Origin of the sequence: Niveispirillum sp. KHB5.9 (genome assembly GCF_048066115.1) — a bacterium.
In the GTDB taxonomy this organism is placed as follows: domain Bacteria; phylum Pseudomonadota; class Alphaproteobacteria; order Azospirillales; family Azospirillaceae; genus Niveispirillum.
In genome coordinates, this window is sequence record NZ_JBLTYX010000021.1 from 15,197 (window position 1) to 27,362 (window position 12,166).

General features: G+C 64.1%; 9 protein-coding genes. 8 read left to right on the forward strand and 1 reads right to left on the reverse strand.

Features of this window, described 5'->3' with window-relative positions; genetic code table 11:
• The first annotated feature begins 89 nt into the window (after window positions 1-89).
• From ACM9HJ_RS25150 to ACM9HJ_RS25185, 8 genes are all read left to right on the forward strand, one after another.
• The gene (locus tag ACM9HJ_RS25150) at window positions 90-2,540 is read left to right on the forward strand and encodes a TonB-dependent receptor (RefSeq protein WP_416574535.1); all 2,451 of its coding nucleotides are present in this window, start codon (window positions 90-92) and stop codon (window positions 2,538-2,540) included.
• A 127-nt stretch (window positions 2,541-2,667) separates the two neighbouring features.
• Window positions 2,668-3,699: an ABC transporter substrate-binding protein gene (locus tag ACM9HJ_RS25155; RefSeq protein ID WP_416574536.1), complete on the forward strand. Its 1,032-nt coding sequence runs from the start codon at window positions 2,668-2,670 to the stop codon at window positions 3,697-3,699.
• A gap of 190 nt (window positions 3,700-3,889) precedes the next feature.
• A complete protein-coding gene (locus ACM9HJ_RS25160; RefSeq protein WP_416574537.1) occupies window positions 3,890-5,233 on the forward strand; it encodes an LLM class flavin-dependent oxidoreductase in 1,344 nt (447 codons plus the stop codon).
• Window positions 5,234-5,260: 27 nt separating this feature from the next.
• Window positions 5,261-5,944 carry a class II aldolase/adducin family protein gene (locus ACM9HJ_RS25165; RefSeq protein WP_416574538.1) on the forward strand — a complete coding sequence of 228 codons (684 nt, stop codon included), beginning with the start codon at window positions 5,261-5,263 and terminating at the stop codon, window positions 5,942-5,944.
• A 115-nt stretch (window positions 5,945-6,059) separates the two neighbouring features.
• Window positions 6,060-7,121, forward strand: coding sequence for a microcin C ABC transporter permease YejB (locus ACM9HJ_RS25170; RefSeq protein ID WP_416574539.1), 1,062 nt, complete (start codon window positions 6,060-6,062; stop codon window positions 7,119-7,121).
• Window positions 7,122-7,126: 5 nt separating this feature from the next.
• The gene (locus tag ACM9HJ_RS25175; RefSeq protein WP_416574540.1) at window positions 7,127-8,239 is read left to right on the forward strand and encodes an ABC transporter permease; all 1,113 of its coding nucleotides are present in this window, start codon (window positions 7,127-7,129) and stop codon (window positions 8,237-8,239) included.
• The gene (locus tag ACM9HJ_RS25180; protein ID WP_416574541.1) at window positions 8,239-9,834 is read left to right on the forward strand and encodes an ABC transporter ATP-binding protein; all 1,596 of its coding nucleotides are present in this window, start codon (window positions 8,239-8,241) and stop codon (window positions 9,832-9,834) included. The genes ACM9HJ_RS25175 and ACM9HJ_RS25180 overlap by 1 nt, the downstream gene beginning before the upstream one ends.
• A 10-nt stretch (window positions 9,835-9,844) precedes the next feature.
• On the forward strand, window positions 9,845-11,653 hold the full coding sequence (locus tag ACM9HJ_RS25185) for an extracellular solute-binding protein (RefSeq protein WP_416574542.1): 1,809 nt from the start codon (window positions 9,845-9,847) through the stop codon (window positions 11,651-11,653).
• Here ACM9HJ_RS25185 and ACM9HJ_RS25190 read toward each other — a convergent pair.
• Complete coding sequence (locus ACM9HJ_RS25190) at window positions 11,650-12,120, reverse strand: MarR family winged helix-turn-helix transcriptional regulator (protein ID WP_416574543.1); 471 nt, start codon at window positions 12,118-12,120, stop codon at window positions 11,650-11,652. The two genes, ACM9HJ_RS25185 and ACM9HJ_RS25190, sit on opposite strands and share 4 nt — an antisense overlap.
• Window positions 12,121-12,166 lie beyond the last annotated feature (46 nt).

Here is a 12,166-nt window from a genome sequence, read left to right on the forward strand (position 1 = left end):
TCCGCATCCGTTATGGCAGGGGCGCCCCGATGATCGGCGCCGATGGGACGGGTGCGCCTTTCAAGACCGAATTCCAAGGATAAGAGAGAATGACCCGTACCCGCCGCCTGCTGCAATCCGTCAGCGCCCTGGCCCTGGTGGCCGTTCCCGCCGGTGCCTTTGCCAATGACGTGCCCGCCGGTGCCGCCCAGGTCGCGGAAGTGGCCGCCGACCCCACGGAAGTGGCGGAAGCCGGCATCATCGAGGACATCATCGTCTATGCCCAGCGCCGTGGCGAACGCGCGTCGGACGTGCCGCTGGCTTTGTCGGTGCTGACCGGCGAGGATTTGCTGAAGGCCGAACAGATCAAGACGACCAATGACGTGTTGCAGTTCGTGCCCAATGCCCAGGCATTGCAGCCGCACGGCCCCTCGCGCGCCCGCTGGTTCGTACGCGGCCTGGGCACCAACAATACCGGCAACAACACGGTCAACCCGCTGGGCATCTATTACGACGATGTCTATATCGCCGACATCGCCAACCAGGGGTACCCGCTGTACGACCTGGAACGGGTGGAGGTGCTGAACGGCCCGCAGGGCACGCTGTGGGGCAAGAATTCCAATTCCGGTGCCGTCAATTACGTCTCCAAGGCCCCGTCCTTCAACAAGGATGGCCATCTGAAGCTGGGCTTCGGCAGCTTCAACGAGAAGCAGCTGGAGGGCGCCGTCGGCGGCCCGGTGATCGGCGACAAGGTCGCGGCCCGTGCCGCCTTCTATTACAATGATTGGAACGGCTGGCAGAAGAATACCTTCACCGGTGGCCATCATCCGGGCGGCAGCGATGTCTCCGGCCGCGTGCAGCTGCTGTTCAAGCCGACCGAGGATCTGTCGATCCAGCTGAACGTGCATGGTCGCGATTTCTCCGGCGCGCAGCAAGGCTATCGCTACGCCCCCTCCACCTTCACCACGACGACGACCCCGGCCTGGCGGTCGGTCTATACCACCGGCTATGTGGTGGGGGACGAGGATGAGACGCATTGGGCCGATACCAGCCCGGAAAAGCTGAAGGCACGCGGCACCAATGCCAAGATCGTCTGGGATGGGGAGGGGTTCTCCGTCACCTCCATCACCGCGTATGAGGATAACAAGCAGGAGGTTGGGTCGGGTTCGGCCCCCATCCCGGCTGCCAGCCCCTTCTATAATAACGGCATTCCGTTCAGCCAGTCGGACACCGACTATGACAGCTGGCAAATCAGCGAGGAGTTGCGCATCACCTCCAACGATGACAGCAAGCTGACCTGGCTGGGCGGTCTCTATGCCTTCAAGGGTGTACTGGATAACCGCACGGTCCAGGCCTATTACGTACGTGGCAATCCCGGTTCCGCCACCGCGACCGGCAATGCCTGGGGCGCTGGGCCGCAATTTACCGACAGCGCCTATCGCCAGGAAACCAAGAGCATCGCCGGCTTCGGCAATCTTGGTTACAAGTTCACCGATGCGCTGAAACTGTCGGGTGGCGTGCGCTGGTCGCGGGAGACCAGCAGCTTCGACTGGGCGTACAGTGCGGCTAACATCGCCGGCACCCAGGCGACCTTCATCGCCAATCTGCCGCAGGTGAATTACCAGAGCTACGCACCCCGCGACCTGGTATTCACAGAGCGTGCGTCGCAGAAATCCACGTCCTGGACCTATGACGTGACGCCGGAATATATCTTCGATGAGCAGTTCCGGACGTATTTCCGCTATGCCCATGGCGTGCTGCCGGGCGGTTACACCACCACGGGCAATGTCCTGATCCCGGCGACCAGCACGGGTACCTTGTCCCTGCCGCTGGCCGCGACCGGCGCCCGGCCCGCCGCCATCCGCGTCAACCAGATCTATTCCCTGAACCCGGAAAAGATCGACAGCTATGAACTGGGCCTGAAGAGCAATTTCTTCGACCGGCGCCTGTCCATCGACCTGACCGGTTTCTATTACGATTATAAGAACCTGGTCGTGAATGTGCCGACGCAGATCGACCCGCTGCCCAACAATGCCACCGTGCTGTTCCGCAATGCTGGTGCGGCGGAGATCAAGGGCGTGGAACTGCGCTTCAATTCCGTGCCGTTCCCCGGCTTCCAGCTGTCGGGTTCCGCCGGCATCCTGGACAGCGAATATACCGAGGATTTCGGCCAGACGGCGACGATCCTGGGGGCGCGCACGCCGCGTACGTCCAAATACACGGCCAGCGTCATCGCCAGCTATACCCACGGTTTGCCCGGTGGCGGCAGCCTGACCTATGGCGTCGATGGCAACTGGCGGTCGCGCTATTACTTCTACCCGACCATCGCGTCGCAGATCACCGCACCCGACCCGCTGCTGAACCAGAAGGGCTTCGCCCTGTTCAATGCCCATGTCGGCTGGTCGGTCAATGAGGAGGACACGCTGTCCTTCGACCTGTCGGTCAACAACCTGACCGACAAGGTCTACAAGAACCACGCCCTGCCGGTGTCCAGCGGCTACAGCTCGCAGCTTTATGGCAAGCCGCGCAGCGTGCTGGCGTCCGTCACCGCCCGGTTCTGAGGTGTGCCCCGTAGGTAAGGTCGAGGGCGAAGCCCCGAGCCCTGACTTCACAGGCACCGTCGCTTGTCAGGGCTCGCCTGCGGCTCGACCTGACCTACGGCAATCATCCGCATAAAGGAGTGTTCCGATGAGCAAGTCTCCTGTCGATATCTGGTACACCCGCTGCGGCGGGGCCACCGCCTCCACCATCGCCATCCGCAATGGATGGCTGGCGGCGGAGTTCGATCCGGGCGAGGTCACGCTGCATTCGCTGCGTGACAGCAATGACCGCGCCGTCCGCGAAAGCCATTTCGACCATTCCATTACCTCGATGTTCCGGGAGGGCGGCAATATCCCGCCGATCTGGGCGCGGGCACGCGGTGCCGACAGTGTCGTGCTGGGCATCACCTGGGTTGATGAGTTCCAGTCGGTGGTGGTGCGGTCGGACAGCGGCATCCAAGACCTGCGGCAGTTGAAGTGCAAGCGCCTGGGCGTGCCGCTCTATGCCGGGATCAGCATCGATTTCCAGCGCGGGGCGAACTTCCACGGTTTCGCCAATGCCCTGTCCATCGTCGGGCTGGGCCGCGATGATGTGGAGTTCGTTGATATCGTCATCGACCGGGCGGCGGGTGACAATCCCGGCCCGTCGGGGGCGGCGGAACTGGCGGCCCTGGCCACCGGCCGGGTGGATGCGGTGTTCCTGCGCCAGGCATCGGGTTACAAGCTGGCGGCCGACCGCAAGCCGCACCTGCGCGAACTGGTGCGCCTGACCGATGAGGCCGATCCGCTGCGCCGCATCAATAACGGCACGCCGCGCCCGGTGACCGTGCATCGCGACTTCCTGGACAAGCATCCGGACCTGGTGGTGCGCTACCTGTCGGTGCTGTTGCAGGCGTCGGACTGGGCCGTGGCCAAACCGGATGCCGCCATCGCCACCATCGCGGAGGAGGATGGGCGCGTGGGGCCGGATATCACCGCCGCCACTTTCCCCAAACTGGCCACCAGCCTGCGTCCGCGCCTGACGGCGGAATATGTGGCGGGGCTGGCGGCGCAGAAGGATTTTCTGCGCGACTGGGGCTTCCTGGAGCGGGATTTCGACGTTGCGGACTGGATCGTCCATGGCCCGCTGGCCGAGGCCGAACGGCTGGTGGCAAAGCGGGCGGCGCTGGCGGCGGAGTGATTTCACACTGCCAGTATTGTCCAATTTCACAGCGCCACGTCTAATATATTGACAGTCTCCGCTGTGATATGTTCCTATCCCATCACCGGGGAATTCCCCGACCCGATCCCTGATTTCACCAATTTCGCGGCGTGCAACCGGCGTCCCTTGCGGGCGTGTGGAGACGTGCGCCTGCCCGGAGGTTTCCGCCATGGCTGGACCCAAGCGCCAACTGGTCCTGAACGTCTTCCTGACCCGGCATGGCCATCATCCGGGCGCCTGGCGGCAGCCGCAATCGCCGGGCGGCGGCAACCCGTCCTTCGCCTACTGGGCCGAACAGGTGAAGACGGCGGAGCGGGGCAAGCTGGACGCGGTGTTCTTCGCCGATTTCGTGGGTAGCGGCGGTGCCGATGTGCGCGGTGCCGGAAGGCGCCCGGCGGGCCAAGGGTTCGAGCCGCTGACGCTCGCCGGGGCACTGGCGGCGATCACCGAGAAGATCGGCATCGTCGTCACCGCCAACACCAATTTCAACGAGCCGTTCAATCTGGCCCGCCGGCTGGCGTCGCTGGACCATCTGTCGGGCGGGCGCATCGGCTGGAATGTCGTCTCATCCCTGTCCGAAGGGGCGGGCAAGACGTTCGGGGTGGATAATCCGCTGGAACATGCCGCGCGCTATGCCCGTGCCGGGGAATTCATCGACGTCGCTCGCCAGCTTTGGGACAGCTATGAAGACGGCGCCTTCGACCATCCCGACAAGGTGACGGGCGTGTTTCTCGATGCGGGATCGATACACCCCGTCCATCACGCGGGGGAGTATTTCAAGGTCGATGCCCTGCTGGACATCGCCCGGCCCATCCAGGGCTATCCCGTCTTCGTCCAGGCCGGCAATTCCGATACGGGCCGTGAGTTCGCCGCCAAGTACGCGGAAATGATCTATGCGTCCGTCCAGCTGCTGGAGGATGCGCAGGCCTATTACAGCGATGTGAAGGGCCGCATGGCCAAATATGGCCGCCATCCCGATCATCTGAAGATCACGCCCGGCCTGTCCTTCGCCATCGGCTCCAGCGAGCAGGAGGCCCGCGACAAGTTCGAGGCGCTGCAGGCGTCGGTGAATTTCACCGGCCCGATCGAACTGGGCGGCCATGATTTGACCGGTTACGACCTGGACGGGCCGTTGCCGGATTTGCCGGAGCCCACCAATGGCAAGGGCCGCTGGCAGCAGCTGTTGAAGCTGGCACGCCGCGAGAACCTGTCCATCCGGCAGCTGATCCTGCGTTTCAACGTCGTGCGCGGTCACCGGGTGCTGCTGGGCACGCCGGAGCAGCTGGCCGACCAGATCGAGGATTGGTTCATCAATGGTGGCGCCGACGGCTTCAACCTGATCCCGCCGCTGCTGCCCGACAGTCTGCGCGACTTTGTCGATCTGGTGGTCCCGCAGCTGCAGCGCCGCGGCATCTTCCGCACCGACTACGAGGGCGCGACCCTGCGTGAGCATCTGGGTCTGCCGCGCCCCGGCCATCCCCATGCCGCCGCCCGCGCGGTGGCTGCCGAATAACCCCCATTTCCCAAAAGGAGACCGACCATGACCAATACCCTGACCGATGTGGAACTGTCCGAATATGTGGCCCAGGCCAAGACCGACAGCGCCTTTGCGTTTGAATTCCTGAAGGATAGCGGCACCCTGACCGCCAGCCTGATCTTCAACATCGCCCATCGCATTCCGGGGCATGACACACTGCTGTCGGTGCGCTTCCCTTCGCCCTGGACGCGGGACAAGGAGGTGAAGATCTCCATCACCAAATTCTCCGACCATAAGGACCATATCCTGTCCGACGAGCGGCTGGACAGCGACACGCTGATCCATGCCCATACGCCGCACCTGGCGGCATGGTCGCTGTCGCACAAGCCGTTCCCGATCCTGTATGTCGCCGCACAGCGCCATCTGCTGGCCCGCGAGATCCCCAACCATCTGGAGCGCACAAGGTCGGTGCTGAGCGTGGTGCAGGAGCGGCTGGACAATCATCCGGAACTGGCCCCGCCGCCGGCCCTGCTGGAAAGCAATGGCGGGGCGAATTTCTGGGGCAAGGGCATCCTGAAGACCGCGCAGCTGATCCTGCTGATCGAGGAAAGCGCCCGGTTGCAGGCCATCGCCGCCCAGATCGGCGGGGCGCAGGTCTATACGCCGGGTGCCCTGGATTTGCAGTGGAAGCGCACGGGCCTGCTGGAAAAGGCGCGTTCCTATTCGGGCGATTACGCGCCGGCGTGAACCTGCTTCGTAGCGCGGATTAGGCGCCAGCCGTAATCCGCGGAACACCATCAACGGGGTTTCCGCGGATTACGCTTCGCTAATCCGCGCTACGCTCCAAAGCGGATTGCCCTCCATGTGGCCCTACATCATCAAGCGCCTGTTCATCATGATCCCCACCTTGCTGGGCGTGCTGACCTTCACCTTTCTGGTGACACAGTTCGTGCCCGGCGGGCCGGTGGAACATGCGCTGGGCGAGATGGACCATGCCTCGGCCCGCGCCGGGGCGGAGGGCGGGCCGGTCGAGGGCGGCTGGACCTATAGCGGACGCAAGGGCATCGATGCCGGGCAGGTGGAACAGCTGACAGCGCTTTACGGCTTCGACAAGCCGCCGCTGGAACGCTACGTCCTGATGGTCGGCAATTTCCTGCGCTTCGACCTGGGCGACAGCTATTTCCGCAACGAGAGCGTGTCCAGCCTGATCCAGTCCAAGCTGGGCGTGTCGGTGGCACTCGGCACCTGGACCTTCATCCTGACCTACCTGATCTCCATCCCGCTGGGCGTGGCCAAGGCGGTGCGGTCGGGGTCCAGGTTCGATGTGGTGACGACGGTGGCGGTGCTGCTGGGCTATGCCGTGCCGGGCTTCGTGCTGGGCGTGCTGCTGATCGTGCTGTTCGGCGGCGGGTCGTTCTGGGACATCTTCCCCTTGCGCGGGCTGGTGTCGGAGAATTGGGACCAGCTGAGTGCACCGGGCAAGGTGCTGGATTATCTCTGGCACGTCACATTGCCGGTGACGGCGTCGGTCGTGTCCAACTTCGCCATCAAGACATTGATGACGAAGAACACCTTCCTGGATGAGCTGGGCAAGCAGTACGTGCTGACCGCGCGGGCCAAAGGATTGTCGGAACGCACCATCCTGTGGAAGCACGTGTTCCGCAACGCGCTGCTGCCGATGATCACGGCCTTTCCCATCACCTTCATCTCCGCCTTCTTTACGGGCAGCCTGCTGATCGAGAGCCTGTTCTCTCTCGATGGGCTGGGGCTGCTTTCCTATGAATCCATCGTCAGCCGGGATTTCCCGGTGGTGCTGGGGGCCCTTTACCTGTTCACGCTGGTGGGGCTGGTGATCAAGCTGCTGGGCGACATCGCCTATGTGCTGGCCGATCCCCGCATCAAATACGACGCCCAGGAGGTCTGAAGCCGATGAGCGCGCCCGACATCAACCTGTCGCCGGCAAATGCCGCCCCGTTGTTTGGCGGTGCCGTCCGCCCCGTGGCGGTGGACACTCGCGCCAAACCGGCGACCTGGTGGCAGGCCTTCAAGCGCCACCGCCTGGGCTATGTCAGCCTGATCATCTTCGCGAGCCTGTATCTGTTCAGCCTGGGCGCGGAGCTGGTGTCCAACAACCGGCCGCTGGTCGTCTATTACGGTGGGGAATTCTATTTCCCGCTGGTGCGGGATTATCCGGAGGCGACGTTTGGCGGCAACCTGCCGATCAGTACCGATTATCTGGACCCGTTCATCCGCGACCGGCTGAACAGCGGCGGCAATTTCGCGCTCTACCCGCTGAATGCCTACCGGTTCGACACGCTGTCCTATTATTCCCCTGCCATCCATCATCCGGGTGCGCCGAATGCGGAGAATGTGCTGGGCACCGATCCGGTCGGTTACGATGTGCTGGCCCGCATCATCTATGGTTTCCGCATTTCCGTGACCTTCGCCCTGGCCCTGACCCTTTTCGGGACGGCGCTGGGCATCCTGATCGGGGCGGTGCAAGGCTATTTCGCCGGCAAGATCGACCTGTTCGCCCAGCGCCTGATCGAGGTGTGGGGGGCGATGCCGGAACTGTATCTGCTGATCATCTTCGCCAGCCTGTTCCAGCAGAGCTTCCTGCTGCTGTTCGCGCTGATGACGCTGTTCGGCTGGGTGCATGTGTCGGACTATGTTCGCGCGGAGTTCCTGCGCAATCGGCAGCTGGAATATGTGAAGGCGGCGCGCGCGCTGGGCCTGTCCAGTGGGCAGATCATGTTCCGTCATATATTGCCCAACAGTCTGACGCCGGTGATCACCTTCCTGCCGTTCCGCATGTCGGCCGGGATCATGGCGCTGGCCAGCCTGGATTTTCTGGGCCTTGGCGTGAACAACGCGCCGTCGCTGGGCAAGCTGCTGCTGCAGGGCAAGGAGAATTTGGATGCCTGGTGGATATCGCTGTCGGCCTTCACCGTGCTGGTTGGCACCATGCTGCTGCTGACCTTCATCGGGGAGGCGCTGCGCGGCGCACTGGACACGACCAGCCGCGGCCGGGGTGATGCGTGATGGCGGAACCGCTGCTGTCGCTGACCGACGTTTCCATCCGTTTCGGGGCCAAGCCGGCGGTGGAAGGATTGTCGATGGAGGTACGGGCCGGGGAACGGCTGGCGCTGGTGGGGGAGAGCGGGTCGGGCAAGACGGTGACGGCGCTCTCCATCCTGCGCCTGATCGCCAATGTCAGCGTGACGGGCAGCATCCGCCTGGAGGGCCAGGAACTGCTGTCCAAGTCCGATACGGATATCCGCCGGATCCGCGGCGGCGATGTGGCCATGATCTTTCAGGAGCCGATGACGGCCCTGAACCCGCTTTTCACCATCGGCAGCCAGATCGTGGAGACCCTGACCCTGCATGAGGGACTGGCGCCCAACGAAGCGCGGGCCAAGGCCATCCAGCTTCTGGCCCGCACCGGCGTGCGCGAGCCCGACCGCCGCATCGACAGCTACCCGCACCAACTTTCCGGCGGGCAGCGGCAGCGGGCCATGATCGCCATGGCGCTGGCCTGCCGGCCGAAGCTGCTGATCGCGGATGAGCCGACGACGGCGCTGGACCCCACGGTGCGGGCGCGCATCGTCAAGCTGCTGCTGGATTTGCAGGCGGAGGAGGCGGCCAGGGGGCGGCCCATGGCCATCCTGCTGATCACCCACGATCTGCACCTTGTCCGCCGCTTCGCCCAGCGCGTGGCGGTGATGGAGCGGGGGCGCAAGGTGGAGGAGGGGCCGACGGAGGCGATCTTCACCGATCCGCAGCATCCCTACACGATCCGCCTGCTGAACAGCCTGCCGGTGCGGCAGGTGGAAAAGCTGCCCGATGATGCCCCCATCCTGCTGGATGCCAAGGGCTTGCGGGTGGAATACCCCAAGCCGGTCCCCGGCTGGCGCGGCTGGCTGGGCAAGGGGCGGTTCGTGGCGGTGGCCGGGGCCGATCTGCGCCTGCGGGCGGGGGAGACCATCGGGGTGGTGGGCGAAAGCGGGTCGGGCAAGTCCACCCTGGCCCAGGCCTTGCTGAACCTGATCCGGCCGCAGGCGGGGGAGATCGTATTCGATGGCATGCCCATCGCGGCGCGCAGCAAAGCAGAGCGCCGGAAGCTGCGCGCCCGGTTGCAGGTGGTGTTCCAGGACCCGTTCGGGTCGCTGTCGCCCAAGCGCACCGTGGAACAGACGGTGGGTGAAGGGTTGGAACTGCATTTCCCGCATCTGTCGGCGGATGAACGACGGGCGCGGATCGTGGCGGTGCTGAACGAGGTAGGGCTGCCGGAAAGTGCGCTGCATTCCTTTCCGCACCAGTTTTCCGGCGGGCAGCGCCAGCGCATCGCCATTGCCCGGGCCATCGTGCTGGAACCATCGGTGCTGATCCTGGACGAGCCGACATCGGCGCTGGACGTGTCGATCCAGAACCAGGTGCTGGACCTGCTGCGCCGTCTGCAGGCCAAGTACAATCTGGCCTATGTGCTGATCAGCCACGACCTGTCCGTCATCAATGCGCTCGCCCACCGGGTCTATGTGCTGAAGGACGGGGAGATCGTGGAGGATGGCGATACCGAACAGGTCATCGCCTCCCCCCGCCATCCCTATACGCAAAGCCTGATCCAGGCGTCGTTGTGACGAGATGCTTATGAAACGCCTCGCCCTGCTCGCCGCCCTTACCTTCGCCACCCCCGCCCTTGCCGCCCATGGTGTGGCGCAGTTCGGGGCGCCGAAATATCCGGCCGGGTTCAGCCATTTCGACTATGTGAACCCCGATGCGCCCAAGGGCGGGTCGGTCACCCTGTCGCTGATCGCCCAGCACAGCAGCTACGACAAGTTCAACCCCTTCAACCTGAAGGGCAAGCTGGCGCCTGGGCCCCTGGAACTGATGTTCGAGACGCTGACGGTCAACAGCCTGGATGAGGAGAATACCCAGTATGGCTTGCTGGCCGACGACATCAGGGTCGCACCGGATTTCACCTGGGTGGAGTTCCACATCAACCCCAAGGCACGATTCAGCAATGGCGATCCGGTCACGGCGAGCGACGTCAAATATTCCTTCGACACGCTGACATCAAAACAGGCCAGCCCGCGTTTCAAATCGTACTTCGCGGAGATCAAGCGGGTGCTGGTGGATGGCCCGACCGTGCGGTTCGAGTTCACCCGGCCGGGGCGTGATCTGTCCTTCGTGGCCGGCAGCCTGCCGGTCTTTTCACCGAAATGGGGGCTGAAGGCCGACGGTACCCGCACGCCGTTTGGCGATCTGCGACTGGAGGAACCGGTGACCAGCGGACCCTATGTCATCGATCGGGCCAATCCGCTGTCCATCACCTATCGCCGTGACCCCAATTACTGGGGCCGGGACCTTCCCACGCGGCGCGGCGGCTATAATTTCGATCAGGTGATCTACAAGCTGTACAAGGATGTCGACACGCAGGTGGCGGCGTTGCGCGCCGGGGACTTCGACTTCTTCAATGAAACCCGCATGCGCTACTGGTGCTGCCAGTTCATCGGCCAGCGGTTCGATGAGGGCGAACTGGTCAAGGAGAAGGTGCCCAACGGGTCGCTGTCGCCGATGAGCGGCTATGTCCTGAACCTGCGCCGCCCGGAATTCCAGGATATCCGCGTCCGTCAGGCGCTGTTCCTGGCCTATGACTGGGAATGGCTGAACAAGATGATCTTCGATGGGGAGTTCGAGCGCCAGGACGGGTTCTTCGCCAATTCGCCCTTGGCGGCGCGGGGGCGGCCGGGCCCGGATGAACTGGCGCTGCTGGAGCCGTTCCGCGATCAGCTGCCGCCCACTGTTTTCGGTCCCATGGCAAAACAGCCGCGCACCGACACGCCCGGCGGGTTGCGCGCCAATCTGGCCAAGGCCATGGAGTTGTTTGCCGATGCCGGGTGGAAGAATGTTGACGGGGTGCTGCGCAATGCCAAGGGGGAGCCGTTTACCATGGAGGTGACGGGGGGCAACGGCAATGTGCTGCTGGATGCCTATTACCTGAACCTGACGAAGATCGGCATCCAGCTGACCCGGCGCGTGGCAGACCCAACGGGCGACCGGCAGAAGCTGCGGCAGTTCGATTTCGACTTCACCTCTATCGCGCTGCGCAAGGCGCGCGATCCGGCCCCGGAAATCTGGCGCAATTTCAACAGTGCGGATGCCGATGTGAAGGGGTCGGAGAACCTGGCGGGGGTGAAGTCACCGGCGGTCGATGCGCTGATGAAGGCGTTGCTGGAGGCCGACACGCCGGAACAGGTGAAGGCGGCGGCCGGTGCCCTGGACCGGGTGCTGATGCATAATTATTACGTCATGCCCTGGCGCTATCTGAAGAACCATTACCTGATCTATAACCACCGCCTGAAGCGGCCGGCGGCCACGCCTCAGTATTTCGGCCCCTATGAATGGCTGCTGGCGGCATGGTGGGATGGCGGGGCATCACACCCCGTCGTGAATTAACCCTCACCATCCCCATCGCCGCCCGCCAGCTTGAACCCGTCCAGCAGGGCCAGCATGGCGCCGCGCCCGGCGGGCCCCAGGGGCGCGGTCAGTTCCTGTTCATAGGCATCGTGGCGGGCCTGGATGTCGCGCATGCGGTCCTGGCCGTGATCGGTCAGGTGCAGGCAGTAGGAACGGCGATCGGCGGGGGAGGGGGAACGGACCAGCAGCCCGCGTCCCTCCAGCCCATCCAGCAGCGGCACCAGATTGGCGCGTTTCAGCCCCAGCGCGTCGCTGATCTGCGACTGGCTGAGGCCGGGATTGTCGCGGATCACCGTCAGGATGGCGAACTGGGTGGGGCGGATGTCGAATTCGGCCATGAATTGCGTGAACAGGGTGAAGGCCGCGATCTGCGCCCGGCGCAGCCGGTAGCCCACCGACCCTTGCAGCGCCGAAAGATCGATGCCGCTGCGTTCCCGTTCATCCATGCCGCTCACTCCACCCCGAGATATTCACCTTGCCGGTGCAAATTAT

Bases quoted from the DNA above. Each gene is read 5' to 3' on its own strand.
- ACM9HJ_RS25150 (WP_416574535.1), top strand. From the start codon at position 90: ATGACCCGTACCCGCCGCCTGCTGCAATCCGTCAGCGCCCTGGCCCTG.
- ACM9HJ_RS25155 (WP_416574536.1), top strand. From the start codon at position 2,668: ATGAGCAAGTCTCCTGTCGATATCTGGTACACCCGCTGCGGCGGGGCC.
- ACM9HJ_RS25160 (WP_416574537.1), top strand. From the start codon at position 3,890: ATGGCTGGACCCAAGCGCCAACTGGTCCTGAACGTCTTCCTGACCCGG.
- ACM9HJ_RS25165 (WP_416574538.1), top strand. From the start codon at position 5,261: ATGACCAATACCCTGACCGATGTGGAACTGTCCGAATATGTGGCCCAG.
- ACM9HJ_RS25170 (WP_416574539.1), top strand. From the start codon at position 6,060: ATGTGGCCCTACATCATCAAGCGCCTGTTCATCATGATCCCCACCTTG.
- ACM9HJ_RS25175 (WP_416574540.1), top strand. From the start codon at position 7,127: ATGAGCGCGCCCGACATCAACCTGTCGCCGGCAAATGCCGCCCCGTTG.
- ACM9HJ_RS25180 (WP_416574541.1), top strand. From the start codon at position 8,239: ATGGCGGAACCGCTGCTGTCGCTGACCGACGTTTCCATCCGTTTCGGG.
- ACM9HJ_RS25185 (WP_416574542.1), top strand. From the start codon at position 9,845: ATGAAACGCCTCGCCCTGCTCGCCGCCCTTACCTTCGCCACCCCCGCC.
- ACM9HJ_RS25190 (WP_416574543.1), bottom strand. From the start codon at position 12,120: ATGGATGAACGGGAACGCAGCGGCATCGATCTTTCGGCGCTGCAAGGG.